At 32.2% G+C, this 25426-nt stretch carries 14 protein-coding genes; 6 read left to right on the top strand and 8 right to left on the bottom strand.

All coding sequences use genetic code 11. The features are described from left to right. Positions 1–3 precede the first annotated feature (3 nt). From EL165_RS06020 to EL165_RS06010, 3 genes are read right to left on the bottom strand one after another with little or no spacing between them, the layout of a single operon-like run. Positions 4–468 carry a hypothetical protein gene (locus EL165_RS06020; RefSeq protein WP_002978677.1) on the bottom strand — a complete coding sequence of 155 codons (465 nt, stop codon included), beginning with the start codon at positions 466–468 and terminating at the stop codon, positions 4–6. A 39-nt stretch (positions 469–507) separates the two neighbouring features. Further along, positions 508–1839 (bottom strand): MFS transporter, encoded by a 1332-nt coding sequence (locus tag EL165_RS06015; protein WP_002978678.1) that lies wholly within the window; start codon positions 1837–1839, stop codon positions 508–510. A gap of 29 nt (positions 1840–1868) precedes the next feature. Continuing rightward, a complete protein-coding gene (locus tag EL165_RS06010; protein ID WP_002978679.1) occupies positions 1869–3356 on the bottom strand; it encodes an MFS transporter in 1488 nt (495 codons plus the stop codon). Between the two features lie 181 nt (positions 3357–3537). Here EL165_RS06010 and EL165_RS26215 point away from each other — a divergent pair, with 181 nt between their 5' ends. Then, a complete protein-coding gene (locus EL165_RS26215) occupies positions 3538–4221 on the top strand; it encodes an SMODS-associated NUDIX domain-containing protein (protein ID WP_002978680.1) in 684 nt (227 codons plus the stop codon). 549 nt (positions 4222–4770) lie between these two features. Here the strand turns inward: EL165_RS26215 and EL165_RS05995 are convergent. The 4 genes from EL165_RS05995 to EL165_RS05980 form a co-directional block, all read right to left on the bottom strand. Further along, positions 4771–4953, bottom strand: coding sequence for a hypothetical protein (locus EL165_RS05995; protein ID WP_002978681.1), 183 nt, complete (start codon positions 4951–4953; stop codon positions 4771–4773). After that, on the bottom strand, positions 4940–6427 hold the full coding sequence (locus tag EL165_RS05990; RefSeq protein ID WP_002978682.1) for a recombinase family protein: 1488 nt from the start codon (positions 6425–6427) through the stop codon (positions 4940–4942). The genes EL165_RS05995 and EL165_RS05990 overlap by 14 nt, the downstream gene beginning before the upstream one ends. Positions 6428–6767: 340 nt before the next feature. Continuing rightward, positions 6768–8453, bottom strand: a complete 1686-nt coding sequence (locus tag EL165_RS05985; protein ID WP_002978683.1) for a UvrD-helicase domain-containing protein — start codon at positions 8451–8453, stop codon at positions 6768–6770. Continuing rightward, entirely contained in the window at positions 8444–10522 is a 2079-nt protein-coding gene (locus EL165_RS05980) for an ATP-dependent nuclease (protein WP_002978684.1), read from the bottom strand. The genes EL165_RS05985 and EL165_RS05980 overlap by 10 nt, the downstream gene beginning before the upstream one ends. 325 nt (positions 10523–10847) lie before the next feature. On the opposite strand from EL165_RS05980, the gene EL165_RS05975 reads away from it, so the two are divergent. Beyond that, positions 10848–13154 carry an AAA family ATPase gene (locus EL165_RS05975; RefSeq protein ID WP_002978685.1) on the top strand — a complete coding sequence of 769 codons (2307 nt, stop codon included), beginning with the start codon at positions 10848–10850 and terminating at the stop codon, positions 13152–13154. A 173-nt stretch (positions 13155–13327) separates the two neighbouring features. Here the strand turns inward: EL165_RS05975 and EL165_RS05970 are convergent, their stop codons facing one another. Beyond that, entirely contained in the window at positions 13328–13609 is a 282-nt protein-coding gene (locus EL165_RS05970) for a hypothetical protein (RefSeq protein ID WP_002978687.1), read from the bottom strand. A 515-nt stretch (positions 13610–14124) separates the two neighbouring features. Here EL165_RS05970 and EL165_RS05965 point away from each other — a divergent pair. The 4 genes from EL165_RS05965 (at position 14125) to EL165_RS05950 (ending at position 25159) form a co-directional block, all read left to right on the top strand. Then, a complete protein-coding gene (locus EL165_RS05965; RefSeq protein WP_002978688.1) occupies positions 14125–20580 on the top strand; it encodes an NACHT domain-containing protein in 6456 nt (2151 codons plus the stop codon). Next, on the top strand, positions 20534–21235 hold the full coding sequence (locus tag EL165_RS05960; RefSeq protein WP_002978689.1) for a hypothetical protein: 702 nt from the start codon (positions 20534–20536) through the stop codon (positions 21233–21235). The genes EL165_RS05965 and EL165_RS05960 overlap by 47 nt, the downstream gene beginning before the upstream one ends. Positions 21236–21318: 83 nt before the next feature. Then, positions 21319–22230 (top strand): PIN domain-containing protein, encoded by a 912-nt coding sequence (locus EL165_RS05955; protein WP_002978690.1) that lies wholly within the window; start codon positions 21319–21321, stop codon positions 22228–22230. After that, positions 22217–25159, top strand: a complete 2943-nt coding sequence (locus EL165_RS05950) for a hypothetical protein (RefSeq protein ID WP_002978691.1) — start codon at positions 22217–22219, stop codon at positions 25157–25159. The genes EL165_RS05955 and EL165_RS05950 overlap by 14 nt, the downstream gene beginning before the upstream one ends. Positions 25160–25426 lie beyond the last annotated feature (267 nt).

The raw sequence follows: 25426 nt of genomic DNA, 5'->3' as shown, positions 1-25426 counted from the left end.
TTATTATTCGGTGGTTATTTTATAGGTTTTATGACAAGCAACACAGTTGTTGAGCAATTGATTGAGCTTTTCCTGAGTTAGTTGGCGGTCGTATTTCTTTTTTGCCATTTTTGCCATCACATCAAAAAGTTCGTGAGTTTGAAAGCCCATTTGTTTAAATTCAAACGGTAAAGATTTTACAAGACCTTGTGGCACCGCATCCACTTTGCAGGTTCCGGATTGTTGTCCGACTTTTGCAATGATTTCAGGATCATTTTTAGCAATTCCTTCGTTGATCTTTTGGACGCTTTCCAGAAAACCTCTCATTTCTGCCATAACAAACTCCCGGTTTTCTTTTGCCATTTTGATTTCATATCTTCCCTCTTTTTCAGCAATTACCTTTTCACCCTTGTAAAAAAATTGATAGATCAATCCCGCATTCAGAGCGATAGATATCAACAGTAAAACTGAAGTTATTTTCTTTTGCATTACAATTTTTTAAATTAATAAACGAGCTTAAAGGAAATACTAGCAAGGTCTTTCACATCCTTTTTTTGTATAGAAATGCCAGTTGACGGCGGTTGCACAAACACATCCTACCACCAAAAACCAAAAGAATAATCTGGAATCTCCAGTCAATGCTCTGGATTGTGTGATCAAAATATTAAATACGAAAGGACCAAATGCAGCCACTGCTGCTGTCCAGCCGATAACACCTGCTGCTTTTCTCGGTGATTCTGAAAAAATAACTGGAAACTGTTTGAAAGTCGCTGCATTACCTATACCTGTGAAGAAAAATATGGCTAATACTATGAGAAGAAATCCCTGAAATTGATCCGGTGAAGTTGGGGTCAGGTAACCGCCAAGAATCAATCTGGAAATTAAAATTATCAATGATATTCCTGTAAAATGGGTCAGATATGCTCCACCGATCTTGTCCGCAACTTTTCCAAAAATAACTCTGGATGCTGAACCGATAAGGGGACCGTAGAAAGCGAACTGCAAAGGGTCAATGCTTTTATCCAAAGGCGTGTAAAGATTTTTTATCATCAGGGGGAAGGCCGCAGAAAATCCTGCAAAAATTCCGAAGGTCATTATGTAGGTCATCGTACAATACAAGGTGTGACGGTCTTTGAAAATATCCAGCTGCTCTTTGAAAGAAGCTTTTACGGGAATACTTTTTAATGAAAACCAAGCCCAAATTCCAACGATCAATAAAGGAATCACATAGATAAATGCAGTATTTTCCAGGTAGATCGTTTTTCCGGTTTCCACGATGATTTCACCGCCGCCTAAAAATGAGAACAGTGTAAGACTCATAATCAAAGGAGAGAGTAGCTGTACCAGACTTACCCCAAAATTACCGACACCTGCCTGGATTCCGAGTGCTGTTCCTACCTCCTTTTTAGGGAAAAATAATGAAGTAGACGGCATGAAGGATGAAAAATCTCCACCTCCAATCCCTAATAAGAATCCTATCAGCATAAAATAAGTGAATGATGTTTGGGGATTCATCACAGCAAATCCTAACATTAAAAGAGGAATTATTTTGATCAGTGAACTGATTGAAATAACTTTTCTTGTTCCGTATATGGGAATTAGAAATGTATTGACGATTCTTAGAATACCACCCGCCAGTCCGGGCATAGCGGCCATCCAGAAGAGCTGGTCATCTGTGAATTGAAAACCGATGTGCGGAAGTTTGATAACGATAACACTGTAAAGAAACCAGGTTGCGAAAGAGAAAGTAAGTGCAGCTGTGGTGATGGCCAAAGTTTTCCAAGCTATCTTTTTCCCACTGCGTTTCCAAAATTCTTCATTTGACGGATCGTAGTCCGTTAACCAATTTGACTCGTTCATATTGTAGTAATTTATTCTTTTAGTTTATTTTAATCTTTGTTGTTGTTGACGTGCTCAATTCTGTCTTTAAGATGCGGTGCAGCATTGTTTGTCATTTTTTTAATAACCTGATTCATCCAGAACAATGAGATAGCGGAAATGAGAAATACGAAAATCCATGAACTGGTCCATAACCCTGAAAAATCTAATAAATATCCAAAAAGGATAGGACCAATAAATCCGCCTAGACCACCAATTAATCCAACCATTCCGCCGACAACACCGACTTCATTCGGAAAATATTCAGGGATATGTTTATAAACTGCTGCTTTACCGATTCCCCACATAATGCCGATGAGAATCACCAAGATTGAGAAAACCCAGATGTGTGCTTCAAATTTGATCAATGTGACACCTTGTGCCAAAAGCTGCTTTTTCTGTACGCGCTCGTTTTGTTTTACTAAAATTTCCTGCCATGAAAAGGATTCGGGTAATACTGAAGTTTGTTGGGGAATCTCTGGTTTTGCACTAATAGCAAATTCGGCATTATCAAGAATGATCTTTTCATTTCCAAAACTTTTTACGATTCCTGTTTTTTTTGCTGTGATGCCTTTTCCGGGAGTTAGAATCTCCATTTTCGGAAGCATCAGAAGTCCGCTTAAAATCAGTGAAGAGTATAAGACCCAGTACATCACTTTTCTAGCACCGAATTTATCTGAAAGATAACCGCCAAAAGCGCGGATAACGCCACTGGGTAAGCTGAAGGCTGATGCCAAAAGTCCTCCTAAAACCAATGAGGTTTTGTAGACACTCACATAGTAAGGCATCAACCACTGAGAGAAAGCGACAAATAAGCCGAATACTAAAAAATAATAAAGACCAAATCGCCAGACTCTCATGTTCGAGAGAGGTTCGAGAAGTTGTTTTGTAGACTTGTTTTGTGCGGTAACTTTCTTATTTTTCACAAAGAGTAGAAAGATGCATCCTATGATGACCAATGTAATTCCATAGAGTATGGGAAGCATTCTCCATCCATTCTCTGGGTCTTCGGCAGATAGATAATTAAGTAGAGTGGGGGCAAAAAATGTGGTTAAGGCAGCGCCTGAATTTCCCATCCCAAATATTCCCAAGGCACGTCCCTGCCATTCTTTTGGATACCAAGCTGATGTAAAGGCAATTCCTACGGCAAAACCTGTCCCAATCATTCCGAATAAGGCACTTAGCAGAAAGTAGATCCAATAGGAATCTGCAAAATAGAGTAGGAACAATGGAACACTGCAAAGAAGTAGTAGGGTTGAAAATAGAGGTTTTCCACCGTATTTATCAGTTAAAATTCCCATGGGTAATCTCATAATGGAGCCCGTAAGAATGGGAATTCCGAGCAGCCAGCCAGTTTCGACGACTGACCAATTGAAAATATTATTATCTACGAGATAAGTTACGAGAACTCCGTTCAATGTCCAGCAAGCAAAACAAATGGTAAAAGCCAGTGTATTTAATACTAGAATTTTGTGAGCGGAAGATAAATTTGCATCCATTGATTGTCTTTTTTTAGATGTTTATTATTTCTTCAGCAAAGATATTATAAATAAGACATTTTTGTCTTATTTTGATTTTTTTTTCTATTTTTGTGTCATAAATCATACTGCTCGTTATCCTACAGGAAGCTGATACAGGATTTTGTTTATTGTGTGTAATGTCTCCATTAAAACTTTAAATATGATGCAAATCGTCGGAATCAAAATCATACTATATGTACATGATCAAAAAAGAAGCACAGAATTCTATACTGCCTTATTTCGAAGGAAGCCTCATATTAATGTTCCGGGGATGACAGAATTTATCCTATCTGATCACTGCAAATTAGGATTGATGCCCAATGATGGTATTGTAAAAATTCTGAAGGATTTTATGCCTCATCCTGATAGGGGAAATGGTATTCCACGCTGTGAGCTATACCTGCGAACAAATGGTGTAACTGCCGAGTATGATAACGCTTTACAGATTGAAGCAAAGCTCATCAGTGTTGTTAAAAGTCAGAACTGGGGAGATGATGTCTGTTCGCCTTGGAGAGAATTTTGTGAAGAATTAATTGCAACAGAAATTTTAAACTGGCGGCCTTTTAGATACATCGACTATAGATTTAAGAAAAAAAGTCAATCACCTATAATTGATTTGGATATGGGAGGTAAAGGTCTTTTTATTTATGAAGTTTTTGATTTAGTAATTAATGATGACCAAATGCCATTACTTAAAGATTTAAAGAATAAAACATCTGAAAATTACATCTGGGTTACGGATGAAGTTATTCAAACACTAGGTGATGAGAGGGGTTCGAAATCTTTTCCACATGAAATTGGACCACATACAAAGTATGCACAAAACTTAAAATGGAGTAAATAAAACATCAACTACCATTTACATAGAAAAACCTTTAAATACTTTTATTTAAAGATTTTTCTATGTAACTCTTTTTTTTAACAATTATTGCCGATTTTTATTGAGTATTAAATCGGAACTTTTTATCTATTATTTTTTTAAGTTGGTATCTTCTTTTAGGTAATTATAAATTTATAAAATTGCTAATTAATGTATTTGCAAACAAGTATTATAATGAACTAAAACTTTCATCTAATAATTCTTTATATTTCAATCTGATATGTAATAACCAGAAATGGAATTGTATTTCGTAGATAATATTTTAAGAGATGATTAATGATGAGAGTTTAGCAAGTTTATTCAAATCTTCTACAAAAGTGTTCGGAAAATCAACCGCTGAGTCACTTAAGGAGACAACTATTTATTAGTTATCTCCTTTTTTTATCCGTAAATGCTTAGTTATCAAATTTTTAAAATTTGACCTTTTGTGTTCGATGTTTTAAACGTAAAATACTTAGTCTGTTTGAAATAAACAGTCTGAAAGTGCCACAATAGGCTTGTAATCTACAATCATTAAGATTTCGAATTCTCCTTAAGGTTAGAGCTTTTTTTCTCTTTTGAATTATTGTAGGTTTTTGCTACTAAATATAGCAATTCTAATATATCCTTAGCTTCTTTCTCATTTACCTGAACACCATTCTTGGCCAGAATAATAATCGCTTGTTCTACTGAAACAGTTCTATCAATGAAATTCATTTTTCCTATTGTTTTTTCGATTACTTTTTTTTGACAATATTTTTGAAAATGCTGGCTTAAATTCTAATGAAAGGTCTCCAGTTTTATAATCAATATCAATAGGAGGAATAAGATTCACAAGATGCTTTTTATCTGAAGTATCAAACTCGACAAATTTTTGGAAAATCTCACGAAATGTCTTATTTTCCATTTGATTCATTTTATCGATTACTCTTAAATTAAGAGTAATGTCACGCTCTTCTTTCTTCAGATTTTTTGTGTTGATTTGACTTTCTTGTTTTAATTCATTATAATCATCGATCTTTAATATTCCTGCTATAAATAATTTCCTTCCTCGAGAAAGCGTTAATTTTTCCTCTTTTATCTTTCTGTCTACTAATTGTTGAGCATACAAATAATTCGCTTTCTGAGTCTTTATATTCTGATTTTCCAAAATATTCTTAAACAACTCCATCGTGTTATCTGCTAGTATTAATTCTTGAAGTTTATTTTGATAACTGTCATTAAGTAAAACTGCACCAATTCTAATTTTGCAACGATTGTCGCAATGGTAATAGGGATATCTATTCTGCTTACCTTTTGAAAAACTTCCGGTAAGTTTTCGACCACAAACAGGACAAGTCAAAAAGCCTCGAAGAAAAAACATTTCTTTTAAATCATCTCTTTTAGCTGTCATTTTTCTTTTTGTATTAATGACAGATTGAACTTGATCAAATAATGCCTCAGATATTAATGGTTCATGTAATCCCTTTATCATCTGTCTTTCATTAGAATTAAGTTTAACTGATATGATTCCACAATAAATTGGATTGCGCAAAATCCGGAAAAAGTATGATCGTGAGCATATCAATCCTTTCTCATTAGCTATTTTACTGATTTCAGATATTTTGTGATGATTTTGAACAGCTTGACTGAAAGCCCATTTTATAATTTCAGCTTCCGGTTCTTTAGGTACAATAGCTTTTTTACCATCAATTAAAGTTACGTTGATAAATCCTATGGGAGCTTTATTTGGATATCTACCCATTAACTTAGCTCGACGAATACCATTAGAAGTATTTTGAGCTCTTCGAGTATTTTCTGCCTCTGGAACGGCTAAATATACAGCCAACATAACAGTACTTTCAGGCACGGAGAAATCAATAGGTTGATCGATAGCCATTGCGGTTGTCTTATACTTCCGAAGCTTTCCAATCATTTCGTAAGCATATTCGACATTGCGACTAAATCGATCCCATTTAACAAATAATATATTTTTATCTTCTGATGACTTCTTTTTAATTTCGGAGAATAATTCTTTCCACTCTGGACGATTGAAATTTTTAGCAGAATAGTCTTCACGATAAATTCCTTTAACTTCGATATTGTTGTATTTACAATATTTCAATAATCTGTCTTCCTGCTCCGGTAGGGAGTAACCTTTTCTTTTTTGTTCGTCAGTACTTACTCTGACGTATAAGTAAGCTGTTTTCATAAATGTGACGTAATTAACACCTAATTTAAAAACATTTAAGTTAGGTTTTTATACGAAATATATGCTTCAGACCAAATAATGAAACTGACAAGAATATCTTTAAATTACGGTTACTATATATTTTAATGTACCAGATTTATTTTTACACTAAAAAGAACAATTTTATTTCTCTATGGATAGTATAATTTTAAAAACAAGTAGTATTTTATATATCTAACTTTGGTATATTATTGCCTTAATTTGCCTACTGATTTTAATGTCATTGGGCTAGCTTAGCTCTTCGAATAAATATGAATTATATGCTAAATGTTAAAAAAAATCGCATCTTTTAGAATATCGATTAAAATCTTTGAATATTTACCATATCTTTTATGATGTCTTCAACATTAACATCAAGTGTTGGAACTGAAATAAAAAGTTGATCTTTAGCACGACTTGCTCCAACATAATAAATTCTATGTTCTTCCTGCGTATAATTGTATAAATCTGGTTCATACATAAATTTTAAATCTTTTTCTTCTTTTAAAATTAATAGAACGTTATCAAATTCATCTCCTTTTGCCTTATGGACTGTTCTGTGATAGCTTAAATCTTCAGATATATTTACACACAAGTAGACGCTTTGGAATGTGTTGTTTTCATAAAAAATCTTTCCTTTTCCTTTTGTTGCTTTTGGAATACTATCGTTAATATTCAGTCTGATAAATTCTGAGAATTCAAGCATAGAAAGATCTTTATAGTCATTGAATTTTGCCATTAAGATCGTTAAGTAATGTAAAGCTTTCTTTTTTCCTTCTAACCTATTACGTCTATAATTTATTACGTTTTCTAAAACTTTTATGGCTTCTTTAAATTTAGATTGTTGCCCGAGAGCAACAGCAGTAATACACGCTGTTATTAGATCAGCCCTTTTTTTAGTCGAGTCTTCTAACTTGATTTTCCGTAAAAGCTTATCGTCCATTCCAGAGCCGTTTATTTCTGATTTCATAGCATTGGAAGTGATATTATTTCTAGATAATGTATATACATACCCATCAGGACAAGAGGTTTTAGCTCTTCTCAGAGCTTCGACCATATCACCCACGTAAAGTACTGGTTTTGATATAGAAACCGTTCTATGATAATCTTGAGGAAGATCTTGCCTGATAATATTTAGGAAATCAATGATTTCATTAGTGCTTCTGCGATTAAATTTTAAAAAATAATGCTCCATTTCAGGTAATGTAAACCCATCGAAAAGTGCAGGTGTTGCACCTTGAAATGCATATATGGATTGCGCTACATCACCGATGATTCCAATTGTAGAACCAGTTGATAACTTTTCGATTATGTTTACCTGTATAGGGTTGCTATCCTGAAATTCATCAATAAATACGTAAGGGAACTTCTTATTGATTATTTTAATAACAAAAGGAAACTTTTTGATAATCTGATAGGCAAAAAACAATACATCATCATGATGAAGTATACCCCTTTGCCAAGTCATTTTTTTGTAATCAAAATATGAGCTGTTTTTAATAGGATAACCCCCAAATCTGAAAGGATAATCTGTTCTGACAATCAATTCATCGTCTACTAGTAACCATCTGAGTCTTTCAAAGGCGTAAGTAATTAAATTATCATCGGTAATTCTTTTTTGACCGGTTAATGCCTTCCACTCCTGCAAAAATGAGTAATCAGAAACTATAATATCTGTATGACCATCTAGCGAGCTGACATCAAAATCATATTCTTCAGCAATGAATGATAGATAAGGTTTAATTATATGGGAATAAAAGAAACTGTGAATTGTCAATACTTCAACCTGAGTTGCCGAGCTTCCAAGCCTTGTTAAAACTGTTTCAGCTGCAATATTGGTATATGTAATGCAAAGAATCTTCTTTGCGCCGGAAATTAGTGTGGAATTTCTTGTAACATTTTTAATGTGCTCAACCAGCCAGTGCGTTTTACCAGCACCAGGTCCAGCCTTAACTTTAAAATGTTTATTAATCTCTATTAAGGAATCTGATGATATTTCTACTGGCATAACTTTTCTATTGCATCTTTAATATATTGAGGAACATTGAACTCTACATATTCTTCAGTACCTTTTTTTAATAAATTATCCTTTAGCACAACTGCCAATTCTAAAGCATTTTCGCCTTTACCAATGGAATTAAGATATCTTGCTGCAATTATCGATCTTTTCTTACCATCTAAATCAAGCGAGGTGTTGAGAGTAATGCCGGAAATTATTCTCTCATTCTCATCACTTTCACGTAGGATTTCAAAGAAATTTTCAAGTGTTGAATCTTCGTGATCGTACAAATCCATTAGACGTTCTAGCTCATTTCTATTTTTCATAGAATCCGTTAGAATTAGTTTTAATGATGGATTTGAAAATGCTATTTCATATTCCAATGTTTTTCCTAACTCCGAATCTTGAGAATATACTGTAATGTTCGGGTGAGTCTCCCGCTGATATTCGTTGCTAAAAGAATTTTGCTGGTAATCGAAGGTTTCAGCTTCACTATTATATTCAAATGGATAACACTTCTGAAAATTTGATCTTTCTACTGTTCTGTTTTTTCTTTCAGGATCCTTGTCAGTCATACATACGACAGGTTTTGATATTGAGAAATCTTTTTCAGAATCGAATAAATAAAGAAAATGTTTAAAATATCTTCCTCCAACATTAATGACACTTACATGATGGTCTTCTAAAGATTTATCTTCGTAACCTGCGAATACCGTCGCAAGGATTTGTTCGGCAAGTCCTTCAACAAATAGTACCTTTTGACTAAAAAGCATATCTGACTTACTTGCATCCAAAAATCTCTCAACATACTTCTTGCTATGATCTAAAGGTTGACCTTCCGCATTAACAAATGTTTTTCCGGGATATGCCACAATAGTTTCTCCTTCATTATTGTGCAGGCAAATAATTTCATCTAGCCCAACGGCGGATGTTATATGTGTTGAATGTGTTGTGACAAAGATTTGTCTTACTTTTCTTTTAGTTTTATTTTCATCGAGAAATTTTAAAAACTTGAATTGCATTGCCGGATGTAGATGAGCTTCTGGCTCTTCGATAGCCAGCATTGAAAATATTTTTGCATTGCTATCCAAATAATTAACGTCATTATTGACCTGCATTTTTGCTAAAAGAAGAGACATGTAAATTAAATTGTTGTAACCAAGACCATTGCGTGTTGCAGGAATTTTTATTCCTGTCTCATATTCTACAATTAACTTTAGAACACTATACAACTCTGTCTCTGATATTACTCCTTCAAAATCTGGAACAGCATTGTTAAATGACGCTCCCGTATCTTTTGCATAAGATAATATTTCTTCCTTTCCTGATGCAATTCTCCTGTGTAACAAACCTACTAATTCTTCAGCTTTTTCAGAAAACTCAATTTTTCTTTCTTTAATATCCATATGTTTCTCAGGTGCTGTTTTTGTTGGATGGATTTTGATATCATAATCCATGAAAAAATCAAAAACATCTCGCAGCAAAGTATTTCGCCCCGTCAGCATATCTCTCTCGACGTCCCTTATAGCATCTAAAAATTGAAAATCAAATTTTTGTAATGAGTCTACGTCTGCTGTGGATTGATTGACAACATTTCCTCCCCAAATCTTTACTACATAAAGTCTTAGGAAATCATGCTTAATCGTATTCCAAATATTTTTATTTTGGTTTTCATTCTCAGGAATTTCCCTAACTAAGGTTTGGTAATTCTCGACATGCTTTTCGGGAAGAAAGAATTCATATGTTAATTTTGCTTCGTAATCTTCCTCTAATCTGGTTAGCCAAGTTGAAACGGTTACTAAGTCATCCTCCGTTTCATAAGATCCTTTTTTGATTGTTATTTCAATGCTTACTTTTGGAGGAGAAGTCAATAAATGTGCGGTCGGAATAAGTTTGTAAAAGTCGTCAATATTAAGACGTTTTGACTTTGAATTATCCATAACTAAGGAAAGAGCGGAAACCAAATTTGATTTTCCGGCATTGTTATGACCTATTACTACATTGATGCCGTCATTAAAATCGACTGTAGTATTTTCAAAATTCCTGAAATTGGTAATTTTAATCTGAGATATGTACATGGTTAGTTAAGTTGAAATGTAAAAAAGTAAAATTATTAAATTTTATATACTTAATTTAAAGTCTTGAATAAGCTTTGCTAATTTATTTAATTTCCCTACTGAATTATTACGGTTTTCCATAATTTATAGAAAAAAAAGTTTTTAAATTTACAGCACTTTTTAGATGTTTAGACAAAATATAAAACAGCAAATTAAAAATTTGTAATAATTATTAAGTCACATTTTTTAAGTGAATTTTTAATTAGCTATTTTCATCGTTGATCATGCAGTTAAGACTCAGGGAAAGTCTTTTACTTTAAAAAGAAATTATAATAAAAAACTAATAATGAGATTAATAGACGTTCTTGGTCTTAAAAACTTTAGAATATTTGATGATGTAGAAGGATTTCAGGAGGAAATGTCTTCTATAAACATACTAACTGGAGCAAATAATTCAGGCAAAAGCTCAATTATTAAATTCCTTCAGCTTTTAAGAGATAGTATTAAAGAAGGGCAATCAGTGTTTGATCTTGATTTGAGTTTACAAGAACATTTATTAGGAGATTTTGACAATGTTTTGCACAATAGTAAGAATAATAGAATGCAAATTTCTCTTCCTTTTACATTTTTAGGATTGACTAATTTGTTTGTTTCATTATCTTTTGATGTACAATCTAATCAAAAATATAAAGCAAAATTAAGAGAAATCAAGGTACTTGATAATGAAGATGAATCACTTTTGTTTTCTTTTGCATATAAAAAAGCTACTGACAATGATTTAGCGATAGATGATATTGAGTACAAAAAAGAAAAAGAAGAAAACGAAAAAAAATTCGAAGCTTATAAGAAAAATTCTGAAGATGTTATTTTTTCACAATATGTACCAATTCTACCTTATAACCAGCTTCAAGGATTTGTCGAATGGACTATTAACTTTGGAAAGCTTAAGAAAGAATTAAAAAACGTATACAGATTCTATAAAATTTATGAAGATAATGACAATAGTGTAGAGTGGTTGGAGGATATGGATGGTATCGCATCTAAAGAACATGTTCCATTTGTTCCGTCCGTACTCATTAAATCCTTTAAAGACAATATTAATCTAAGTTCTTGGACTATATTTGTTGATGGATTGCAAGATAATATTGTTAGTGATAGGGCAGTAATCAGAGAGAGTGATTTTGAAGTAGATGATTTTACTCCACCTCCAACAGTAGAAGAAATTCTTTATCTGGCTTCTGTTAATATCATCAAGCAGAAAGTATTTTGGATAGAAACAGATAAAAATAATCTTCAATATAATGTAATTGAAAATTGTTTTAAAAGTGCTTGGGATCTTTTGCAGCAAAGGATTTTAACGGTTAACTATCTTTCAGCGGTAAAAGAAAAGAATGCTAGAGTTTATTCTGCATCTAGTAACTCTCCATTTATAAATTTACTTAAAGATTACCATGCATTTGAATCAAGTTTTCCTTTCATGGAAAAGTATTTAAAAAAATTCGAAATAGGATTAAATATTAGCATTGATTTTCAGGTAAAGCTTCAATTAATCTCTATTTCAGTTACTAATTTTGATGGAAGTCATCGTGAGCTAGTTGATTTTGGGTATGGTATTAAACAATTGATTTTGATATTAATTCAAATTTGTGTGCAGGCAAAACGAAATAGAAGGGAAAAAGAGGTTCCTGATAATGAATATGGTTATCATATGGAGATTTATTATCTTCCAAGTTTGCTTCTTATCGAAGAACCGGAAGCTAATCTGCACCCTAAGTGGCAGTCACTTCTTGCAGAAATGTTTTTAGAGGCCAATGACAAATTTAATATCCAATTAATAATCGAAACTCACAGTGAATATCTTATTCGTAATTTTCAGAATTTAGTAGCTGCAAAGAAGCTTAAAGGCAAAAGAGTAAAATTATTTTATCTTAGGAATAAAGCGAAGTCTAATACTAATATCGAACAAATGTCATCTTTAAGTATCTCTGATGACGGCAGTATCGATTATAATGTATTTGATAGTGGTTTTTTTGATGAAACAACCAGTTTAGAACATAGTCTCCTGAATATTCAATTTGTTAATGATTTTAATAATTTGAAAGAAAAAAGTGTCCAAGATGATGAAAGAATCAATGATCTTGAATTGCGAATTGATGAGTATGTTAATAAGTTAGATATCTCGGTTTATGAGGGAATTATTTCTAACAATTTTGATATCCATAAATTAAATAGTACCACTGTTAAATACCTATCTTCTGCTGAACTTTTGCTTGCTACGACAGATTTAAATAGTGATTTCTCGCCTGTTATTATCCAGTATGGAAGAGCAATCGAGAATGAGCTGCAGATTTTGTTTTCTCCACTGAGAATACCCGGCTTGACATTGGCAAAAATGCAGGGTTCGCTAGAAAAATTTAAATCAGGTAGAACACGTCGTGTGAGTTGCAATCCTTCTGAACTTAATAATTTGAGACAACATTTATCTACAATATTTAATAATGCAAATAATTTAAAAATTAATCTGCTTGAGCGCTTAAGAATTCAGAGGAATTCTGCGGCTCACCCTGGACAGACAAAATCTAAACAAGAAGCAGAGAATTATATTTTGATTGCAAATGAATTTTTAATAAGATGGATTTTAGAAAAAATATAATTTTTCTAAAAAAATTCATTCATTTAATTTTAACTTCTTCAAAAGCTTTAACAATATGTTTATTTCTGGGATTATTGTAGGATGGATTTTCTTGAATATATCTGTAATCCTGATGTAATGTAGGAATTGCAACACCTGATCGCATTATAGCATTTCTGGTTTGATAAGGAAGTTTAAAAAAATGCAATGGCTGATTTCAATTCATTTTCAGATATTTCTTTTCTCATATTTGTTGCACTACAACCATTTCCTTTGTGGACAAATTTAACTGTGATATAATCGAAAAGAATCAGATCTTTAGTATTTATCCTAAATGCTCGTTTAGCTTTTTCAGGGTCATAGCCATTTTCTTTTATTTGCTTAAAGTGCAGCGGGAATTTCTTATCAGTGATGTCTACGAATCCATTATTTAGTAAAATCTGAGCAAGTTCTTCGGATGCGTAATAGTTTTTCATTATAATTTATGTTTCTAAATGATGCTTTATAAAAAAATATTGCTTTATTTAAAATTAAGTAAAATTTGGAAAATGACAAGCTATTTTGTTCTTAAAATAACTAAACGATAAGGTATACAGTTTTAAGTTGATTATTCTTTATGATAAACTCAAGAGTAATTCCTTGGCTCGTCTTACCTTTAAATTCATAAACATTAATCTATACTGTATTTGTTTAAGCAAGATAACATCCATTGGTTAACTTTTGCAAGCCCAGAAAAACGTGAAAAAACTTGTGGGTATCCAATTATGTTAAAGATTAGATCAACTTACCTCTTCCGTTTACAGACTTTGGAATACAATCAGAAGAAAAGTTCAAAGCTGAAATGTCTACTCATTTAAATTTCTTTAATCGAGGGACTCTTAAAGACTCATTTGATTTACTATTTTTTTTTTGGAATAGGAAAATTTGCGGTTACTTAAATAAAATTTGACAAATAATTTTAAGTAAATTAGCTATACAAATTATTAGTTAAATGGTTAATAAAAGGTTTATTCCCGATGCCGATTTATCAAGCGCCGGGGATGATTTTCATATTTTGTGGACAATCAAAAAATCTCTGGAATTACTAAACTTTGATAAACAAGGGCTAAAGGCTTTAACTATTGAAGGTTTTGAGAAAAATCTCTCGAAAAAACTTGATCCTACCGGAGAAATGTTCTTAGGGATTGATTTAACGGAATATTTTGGCGGAAAGGATTTCGACAGCGCCAATTCTATACTTATATCTCAATTAAAATACAGTACCAGAAGGGCTGATGAAAATTTTACTTTTTCCAAACTTTATGAAGGAAAAAAGAGTAAATCTTTTCATGGATCAATCGTTCTGCGTTTAGCTAATATTTTTAAAAAATTTGTGGATGAGTTTGGAAGGGAAAAAGTTCTGCAAAAAATAAAGATCAAACTTGTCAGTAACAGAAATGTTAATCAATCCCATCTCAATCAGATTCTTAAAGTTCAGGAATTTTTAAAGACTAATCAAAGAGCCTTAAGTTTCAACAAGGTTTTTTCCGAAATTCCAGACTTAAATAAAGATGCTTTCGGAAAACTGCATAAGGCTTCTAGTCTTAATCTTACAGAGTTTACGGATTTTGTGAGATTGCTGGATTTTAATGATTGTGGATCAAATTCAAGACAGCTACTAAAACTTGAATTGATAAATTCCATTTCAAAAAATAGCATAAAGTCTAAAGGACAGTTCAATTCATTATTTCAGCTGGTCTGGAATAAGATGATGCCTGAAAGTGAGGATGACCGCACCTTAGGCGTTACTGATGTGATTGCAAGTTTTGGATTTAGTGCGCTTGAAAATCTTTTTCCTGTTTCTCAAAATTTCGAAAAAAATATACGTACTGTTGAAAGAGAACAACTGAAGGATATTGTAAATGTTATTGATTCCAATGTTTCTTACCTACCCATCTGTTTACACGGTGGTGCAGGAATTGGTAAGTCAACCATTGTTCATCAGATAAAAAATGCTGTTCCCGACTATTGCCAATCTATTCTCTTTGATTGTTATGGTGCAGGTAAATATCAGAATCCGGAAGATAAAAGACATTTACATAGAAATGCTATTGTACAGTTGGCTAATGAGCTTGCCAAGTCATTAGGAACTGAGTTTTTGCTAGTACAAAATGAATCTGATGATGTTTATTTGAATGAACTAAAAAAGAGGATTAGAGCAGGCGTTGAAATTTTAAAAAGCAGAGATGCTAACGCTTATTTACTGCTCATTATTGATGCTGCTGATAATAGTGTAACAGCGGCAGAATCGTTTGGAGAAAGAAGCTTTGTCCAAGATCTTGTCAATATGGAAATTCCAGAGGGTTGTCATATTGTGGTAACCTCTCGTACGTACCGAAAAGATTCTCTCAAACTCCCGATTAAAAAACATTTGGAGTATGAACTACAACCATTTTCATTGGAGGAAACAACTCAATTTGCAAAAATCAATTTTAAAAATATTACGAAAAGAGAAATTTTAGAATTTCATCAATTTACCAATGGTATTCCAAGAGTACAGTTTTATTCAATGTCCCTACGAAATCAGGGAATAAAAGAGGTAATTAATTATCTTAAACCCAACGGTAAGCTTGTTGATAATTTGATACTCGATAAAATCGAAGATGCTATAGTTAAGCTTGGAGAGGATAATAGAGCTCTTGTCGATGAGTTTTTTAAGTTACTCATAATGCTGCCAAGACCGGTGCCAATTAATTACATTTCAGAAATTATGAATGTTCAAATTGCTTTGCTTCAAGATTTAGCATCTGACATTTGGAATGGACTTGTTCTTGAAAATAACCATTTTTATTTCAGGGATGAAGATTTCGAGAATTATGTAAGACAGACATATCCTTTCAGTCTGGAAGAACATCAGGATATTGCAAATTTGTTTTTATCCAATTCAACTAAAGATGAATACGCTTCTACAAATCTTGGAGCAATCTTATACTCATCGGGTTTGAAGAATGAATTGATTGATATTGTTCTAGATAGAAAATTTTTAGACTTCCCTACAGACCCGATACGCAATAGGGAAGTTTATATCAACCGTACGAAACTTGCTCTTAATGCCAGTGTTGAACATGAGAATGATATCAATTATTTTAAATTATTATTTATAGCCGCCGAAGAATCTAAAACAGATAAAGGTCTGACCAATCTTCTTATTAAATATCCGGATTTGGTTTTGAGATTTGGTGATCAAAATTCTTTGACAAGGCTTCAAATGAAAAGTGAAGAACGCTCTTGGGCTGGAGCTTTTCATCTAAAACTTGCTGGCATTAATTCCCGTAAACCCGAAAATAGAGAAATAGCCATCAAGCATCTTAAGACTGCTAATGAATGGCTTGTTTGGAGAAAAACAAAAAATGACGAAGAGCTACGGCATTATCCCATATCAAGTCTTGATATAGCATTTGAAGCTGAGGCTTTTTTGAAATTATACGGAGTCAGAAGAATGTTGGAACGCTTCAATAGATGGAGTCCTGTTGAGTCGAAAATTAGTGCAGGTAAACATCTTATCGAGAATATTGTCAGCAATTCGAGTGAAACTGAGATTTCAGAGTGGTTGAAATATGATAAATTTAGAATTGACGAAAAGATATATATATCTTGTAAACTGTTTCAATATAAGTTGCCAATCAGTTTTGATTTGACTCAGCTTGCTAAAGACCTATTAAGAGTATTTTCTCATAAGAAAAAGGAGTTCAGTCAATTATTTTATGAGTTTGCTGTAGAGTTTTGCGGAATTTTAAGCTATTACAGAGTTGATAGTGTTTTAATCATTGATTGTCTCAATCGAATTGATTCAAAACCTCTCGGTAAAGTACCTTTCTTTAATGACAGCCGTTTCGAGGATGAACCAAGATTGATGGAAATTTTTCTCAAAAAGGACTGTCTTATGTCATCACTCCAGAATGCAGACAAAAAACTAGAAGATTACTATCCTTCTAATTTTAGAAACATTGATAAAATTAAAGATTATGACCAACGTAAAATAATTGAAAGAGATAAGAGAGAGTTTGTAGCTTTTCTTAAATATGCTGTTCCAGTTTATCAGCTGCATTCCGATTTTTTAACTCACCGTTTTGAAGAGACTGAGCTTACGGAACGATTTCGAAAGATTTGCAGCGATATTCAAAATGATTATGATTTTAAACACCAATTTGGTTATTGGGCAAATTCCCGATTTATATTTTTGGCGGTTAAGCTCGCAAAAACCTGTAATCATTTTGATGATAAAGGTGAGTTGATGCAGTTAATTATCGATAGCTTTGACAAGCAGGCCGAAAAGTTGAAACTTAGGTTCGAGGTTTTAAAAGTAATCATCTTAAACAAAAGATATTTAAAGTTATCATTCAAACTTTTACATGAGGCAAAAGAAATTATTCAGGAATCTCATGTTTCTGCTAATGAATCTACAGAGAACTATCTACAGTGTTTACTGCTTAGCAGCAAGATTAATAATACTCTAAGTAAAGATTTTTTTGAAAAAGCAATTAAATCTGTTTCGGAAATTGATACTGAAGCTTTCGCACAAATAAGATGTCTTTTTGAATTGTCACAGATAGGCATTGTTAATGATAATCCAAAGATGGCATATGATTTTGCTAAGTTTATTGAATATTGCGATATTAAATTAGGAAATTACGATAAAAAACATTTTCCTTATGCTGAAGGTTTAATGGGAATTGGAAACATTGATAAATCTTCAATGTTTCCGATCATGTGCCGTTGGCATCATCGAAACGTTCTAAAGTTAGGACGTCCAATAATTACAGTGCTTAAAAAAGCAATGGAAGTAGGATATATCGACCACATTACGGCAGCGTCGCTGATCAATCTTAAGACAAATTATAACTGGCGAAATCTGGAAGAATTATACAAGATGATTATCTCAGGAATTAATAATAGTGGAAAAACTGATATAAAGAATAGATTTATAAAATCTGAGTTCCGAGATTTAAAACTGCAAAAAGATAAGCATTATTCAAAGGAAATATATGATCAGATAAAGTCACGCCAACTCATTGATGATAATTTAGTGAAGGAGATAAAAGAATATGTTGATTTTATAGATTCTTTAGAAACTAAACCTGAAGATTCGGAATCAAAATATATTGATAACGAAAAAAAACATCATAATATTGATCTCGCTTCATTGGATTTTACATCTGTTAAAGCATTAGAAAGAGTTCTTGATCATATCATAGTCAGCGGTGAAAGTTTTAACAGTAGATCAGTTATTAATAATTTTTTCGAAGATATAATTGAAAACTGTGAGGTTGAGGATCAAGTGTTTTTCCTTAATGCCCTTGTGGATGTTAGCAGTGATTTATTGGAATATCATACTCTGGAAAACATATTAGAAAAAGCTTTTGAAGAGTGGGAATTTTATCCAGATATAAAAAATTGGAAGAAAGATAACTTTGAAAAAGTATTGATAAGCAGACTCCATCAGCTTGACTATGGGAGTGCTTTGAGCATATTTTCTATCAAAAGCTTAGCAAAACTATTCTGCGTAGATGATATTATCTTGGAAATTACTATCAGAAAAATTTTGCCTAAGAAAATTGATCTTCTTTCGGATGAATCTATTTACAGTTCTTTTGAGCTTATCAAGAATACTCTCACCAAAGATAAAAACGAAGAATTATTAGAGTGGATAATCAAAAGATGGAACTTACCAATTCAACCTGATATAGCTGACGGTCTTTGGAGTGAAGAATTAAGACCTTCGAGTGACTGTATTGAAAATGTTGCAGATATGATGAGGTTTATTCTTGGTCATCCTGATAAGCGTCTACGTTGGCGGGCTATCCATTCATTACGGAAAATGGTAAACTTGGGTAGTACAGGTATATTTGATATACTTCTTAAAAAACAAAATGAAAAAAATTGTCTTCCTTTCCAAGAGAAAAACTATATGTTTTACTGGATGTCTTCTAAATTATATTTGTGGATTGCTTTAGACAGAATATCAAAAGAGAACCCAAAGAAACTTTTGCATTTGAAAGATGTTTTCTATCAGGAATTATTAAGTAATAACCTCCCTCATGTCCTGATCAGGCATTATATTAAGAAAAGTTGCCTTAACCTTTATTCATTTGATAACTCTGTATTTACAGATGAAGAGCTAAATTTTATTCTGCAAATGAATAATTCTAAATTTGAAATGGTTGAGGAAAAAAAATACGCCCGAAAGCAACGAAAATTTGCACGGAGTGATTCCGATAGTTGGCTTTTTAAATTTAGTAGTTTGGATACATTGCCGTATTGGTATGACAAGGTTGGAGATCCTTTCAACTTGTCGGAATATGATGTAGCAGACGTTGCAGACAAAATTATTGCTGAAGAATGGGGGTACGTTGGCAATCCTAACGAAGATGATTTTATAGGAAGCCAGCTTTATAATGGAGATTGGCATCTTACAAGAAATGACCACGGAAGCAACCCGGAAGTCGAAGATATTTCTATTTATTGGCAATATCACGCTATGTACTGCGCCGCTAATTTTTTGTTGGAAAATGAGCCATTCGTTAAAACTGATTATTTAGATGGTAAGGAGGATTGGGAGGATTGGTTAAAATCTGAAGCTAATGCTTTTGATAACTTCTGGCTATCGGATTTAAGAGATCCGCTTCCACTAAAAAAGAAATACTGGAAGAAAGGCGAAAACAAATTTGATTTGATTTGGCGTGATCAGATCCAAGAAGATGATTTTGATTCGGGAGTAGGCTTTTTGGATCAAGCCGATCCTTTTCTCTATGTATATGGTGGTATTACAATGTATATGGGAGCTAATCAAGAGTCAGTAAGTATTATATCAAATCTGGTCTCTCCAGATAAATCAGATGCTTTATTGAGGGCTTTGCATACGACAAAAGATAGCTACGATTATTATTTTCCTCTTGCTAAAGATGAAGATGATGATGAAGCAACAGATGAAAAAGATTTCCTTTTGAAAGGATGGATAGAAGAATTTAAATCGGAATACGAAGGTCTTGATTCACAGGATGAACTTTTTAACCGTAATCAACAAGGTTCTTTTGTTTTGGAAGATGGCTTGCAAAAAAAGTATGACGTAACTTATGATGAATACTATAAAATGGGTTATGCAAAAAATTCATTGATAAGTGTCTTCGAAAACTGGAATGAGGTTTCTAACGATGAACCGAGAAATAGAAAATATAATACAGGTGTTGAATCTTCTGGCAGTATTTTAAAAATATCGAAGAATTTTTTAGTTGAATTTTTAAAACAGGAAAAAAAGGATCTAATCTTAAGATGTATGATCGAAAGACAACTCGAAGAGAGGCACTACAGAAATAGAGACAGCGATAACAGATATCAAATAAAACTTTACCTAATAAAAGCAGATGGAACAGTCAAAACACTCAGAGGAGTCAATTATAAAATTGGGTGAGAAGCTCATTAAGGAACTAAACCTTGAATATTCTAGTAATACACTTGCTAGATGGATGTCCCACTATATAGCAGAACTTATCTCCGGAATCAATGCTGCTGAATCTGAAAGCGAAAAAAAACAATTAATGACCGAATGCTGTGATGTTATTCTTAAGTTATGGTCTAACAGAGATGATCTCCCAATCAAACAACCTTTGGAAGATTTAAAACCGGTTTTGGAGATATTGAAAATCTTACAGGAGGATAAAGAACCTATCATTATACCTCGTTGGTTGGAATATAACGCAATGCCAAGAGATAATGAATGGACACAATTTGTTGATCTTGTAAAAAATAATTCTGAAAAAATTTTTAGTAAAGTTGTGCAAATTAACCTGCATAAAGATATTCTGCTGAAAGATCAGGAATGGATGAAGGAGAATAAAGAGTTTTTAACTCGGGAGCAAATCAGTTTCTTAGAGATGCTAGAAGTTTTTAGTGATTTTGATAAAAATATGGGTGTTGTTGATTTAAATAATTTTAAAATGTCGGATGATAATATTTCTAGAGTTGATCATATGTTCAAAGATTTAGAAGATCTATTGGAAGAACAAAAAAATGAATTGGCTAGAATTAAAGAAAACTTTTACAAAAAAAATAGTGAACAGAAATAGTTTTTTGACTTGCACCGCAGGATTTCGTTTATCTGTGGCGGATTTCAAATTTAATTATATTTGTATAAGTAGATATTTTGAAAATGATTTACCTCGCTATTGATACCTGTGTTTGGCTAGAACTGCTTAAGATTGACTTTTTAAATAAAGACAATTATTTTGATGAACTTCTCTTTTGGATAGAAAATGGTCATGTTATATTCGTGACTACGGAAAACTTGGAGAGGGAATGGATGCGGAATAAAGATGTGAAAAAACAGGAGATTCTTAAAAGTTTTAAGGAGAAGAAAAGAGAAATTGCAGGAATGATGAGCGCCGTCCATCAGCTAGATAATATGTACGAACCTGACAAAGTGGAAGCCTCTATCAATAACCGAATGAGTAGAATTGATATGTTATTTTCCAATAAGGCAATCATAGCAAAAGAAAGTGACGAAATCTATTTGGAAGCAACAAAAAGAAATCTTAATTGTTCACCACCAAATCACGCCAAAGATAGTTTTAGGGATACTATAAATCTGCTTACGTTAAAAAAGCACTCACAAGATCATGGCTATTCAAAATGCATATTCACAACCATTAATTATAAAGATTTTAGTGAAGGAAACGAGCGCTATACATTGCATAGTCGACTCGAGCAGGATTTTACAGAAGGTAATTTAGAATATGTATTTTTTGACACATCAATCAAAGCTTTTTCTGGGAAGTTGTTTAAAATAGAATTGAGACCCCATCTTCCTTCTTTCTCCCAACATTTGCTGGAGGAAAAACGTAAACAAGAAAGCAGATTGCTTACAGAAAGAAAAATTCAACAAAGAAATAATATGGATTTGGAAGATGATGAGTTTGTTTCTAACACAGCACAAATAGACAGAATTATTCTGTCTGGAAAACAAACAGCATTGGATAAGAAAATTTTAGATTTTTTATTCGAAATGAATCAGAGTTATCAATTATATTTTTTCAAAAAATTGGCAGAGAATGAGTTGGTTTAGTTATTTGAAAGAGCAAGGTTTTTTTAATCCGGAAAACAATCCAATACCCGTGCAAAAAGAAAGTGGATATCAAATTCCATCTTGGGAGGTTTTAGATTATCTGATTAGTGTTGCTACAAAATTTGAGCGTTCGGAGCATCTGGAACTTGTTCCGGAAATTTTACAAATCATTAAGGATATTTCGGAACACCCCGTCGACAATTACCACACTTGGTATCGCTTAATTAAGATATTGTCTTTGGTTCCAAACGAAAATGTAACAAAGGAATATTTGGACTATATCCCTGTATGGGTAACCAGTCAATTTGATACAATGTTGCAAACGTCGGAAATTACAGATTCATTATTACCTAAATTTTTAACAGATAATCCAAATGATAGAGAGAAAGCTGAAATAATTCTATATTATTTATTTGAGTTGAGAACATCAAATAATCTGGAGGATTTTAATAGATCATCTACCGTACAATACTATTCACCTTATTATTCATATACCTTAAATAATGCATTTCATAACGAGGGATTACTTGACAAAATAATAAATATTTGTCATAACAAAACGATATACAGATTATTGGAGCAAATCAATTTCTTGTTACGCGATCACGTTATTTTTGCGGAGGGAAAAATTGGTGAAACAAATTATATTTTCAAAATATTTAGAATTTTTGAAAAAATGATAGTTCGCTTGGAAAAATCTTCAAATGGTGAAACGATGATTATCGATGAGGTTTCGCAAGAGAATTATTTAAAGCTGGATAAGGTTTGGTTTAATCAATTTTTAACTGATTTATTTGACAAAAATAACCTTGATAAAGTAATCTATCAAGATATTTATAATCGTCTGAGTTTTAATTTTTGGAGCGATTATACTTCTATAATTGGATATGAAGGAATTAAAGATTTGGATGAGAACTCTCATTATAATACTCCTATTTTGGGTGTATTTTCATTTAATTTAAGAGAATGGTTAACCAAATTAGTTACGCAGGATAGCGAGAGTTTACAAGATGTATTAAATGATTTTATTGAAGACCAAAGATTTGATCTTCCATACTTCAAGAGAATGTTGTTCTATATTGTTGCTGAAGATTGGAGTAATTTAAAATTTTTATTTTGGAAGTTATTGGATGAAAAAGATAGTATGTATTTATTTTCTACCTATGCCTATAGATTAGAGCTTCACTATCTACTATCTAAAGTTAGTACAGACTTAAATGAAGAGGAACAAAAGTTTATTTGGAAAATAATTGAAAATGGTCCAATAGGGGACAAACACTTAGCCTTGAATAAAGAAGAATGGCAACACCGATGGTTGGACGCGCTAAAGGAAAATTCATTTTTTAGTGCTAAGTTCTTGACGATTGAAGAACAGTCTAAGATTACTAAAGATTATTCTGAAGAAGGTAAAATTGTTGTTAGGATGGGCCATGTCACTCCATTTTCAAAAGATGAAATTCTAACGATGTCCGATGAGCAACTATTGAATGAACTGGATTCTTTTAAAAGTAATTATGGATTTGATGATCCAACAATTGATGGATTTGCAGAAGCTATAAAGGAAGCGGTGGAAGAGGATCCAAATAGATTCGCTCATTTTGTTGAAGAATTAGTAGAGATTAAGTTTATATATGCTTATAATATTTTATCAGGTTTTTCTAAAGCTTGGAGGTTAAGTAGAGATTTTGATTGGGATAAGGTTATGAAATTTTGTTATGCATACATAACAAATGAGTCTTTTAAATCTAATAAGCTTCAGCTAGAAGATGATTTTAGGGTAACTAAAGATTGGATAATTGGAGAGATTGGTATGCTTATAACTTCTGGAGCACAAAACGAACAGCATAGTTTTGATTGTAAGTTATTGCCAAACTGTAAAAAAGTTTTGCTTCAATGCTTGGATGAACTACCTAAAGATGATTTTAGTACCATTCGGAGTGGTGATTTTATTCTTCATTCTTTAAATTCTACAGCGGGACATGTTTTAACAGGTTTGCTTAATTATTCTTTGAAGTATGCTAGAAATCTGCCGAATAATCAGAAAGTCGCTCGATGGGATATTGAAGCTAAATTGGCTTTCGAACAATCTTTCGAAAACCATATTGATTCCTATGTTCTCTTCGGAAAGTTTCTTTCCCAATTTATGTTCTTAGATAACACCTGGGTTAATGATAATCTTTCAAAAGTAGAAGATTATGATGATATTAAATGGGAAGCATTTATGTCTGGAATAGCTTTTAGAAATCCGTTAAATATTGATTTTTATAAAATACTTTATTCAAGTTATCAGCGTGCCATAGATTCAGATAAGATTCTTACTTTCTATAATCACGGTCTGTTAAGGCATTTTTTAGCCTATTATTTTTGGAATTATGAAAATAGCTTTGAAGAAAGTTTTCTTTATAAATCACTGAAGAATCCGAACATTCATGTTCTCCAAAAAATTATTTCTCTTTTAAGAGGGCAAAAATCAATTATTGATAATGATCAGATTGGAAATAAAGAGGATTTAATTAACAAAATTCTAAAAGTTTGGGGACTAATAAATCAGTCTATAGAAAAAATAACCGATAGTAATGATAGTAAGTTATTAGAAGGAGTTGTTTACCTCACTGATTTTATAGAAAAATTAGATGAAGAAAATGTCTTGTTGGTTGAAGAAAATATGAAGAAATTTCAGAATCAGATCGTAAATATTCATATTACAGAAGCATTATCTCGATGGATAAATAATAGCCCCGCTCATTTGATTAGCAGAATAGCTTTATTAATGAAAATAAATTATGTTTATAAGAAAGAACCTATTTTAAATGTTTTGGTATTCTTATACGAGAATCAACAGAATATTGTAGCTAATCACATCATCAATAGATTGGTGAAAGAGGGATATGATTATTTCAGACCCATCTATCAACAATACAACAAGTAAAACATATTTCATTAAAGAATTTTTACCTTTGATAGTCTGTGTTTTAGTGAAATTTTGCAATCAAAAATTGTCTTTTTTTTGGAAAAACAAAAAGGACATATATTTGACTAATAAAAACAAACGCTCTTAATCTTATTTAAAAAAGTGACCTAAAAATAAGAGAAGGATATAAAGCTTATGGATAGTTTTTCAAATAAGAACAAGTCCCGTCTAAATATAATTGACTATTACTTTTTAAAAATTTCCTATTTACATAATCATTCATAA

The organism is Chryseobacterium gleum, assembly GCF_900636535.1.
Taxonomy (GTDB): Bacteria; Bacteroidota; Bacteroidia; order Flavobacteriales; family Weeksellaceae; genus Chryseobacterium; species Chryseobacterium gleum.
This window is presented reverse-complemented; position numbering and strand designations above follow the sequence as displayed.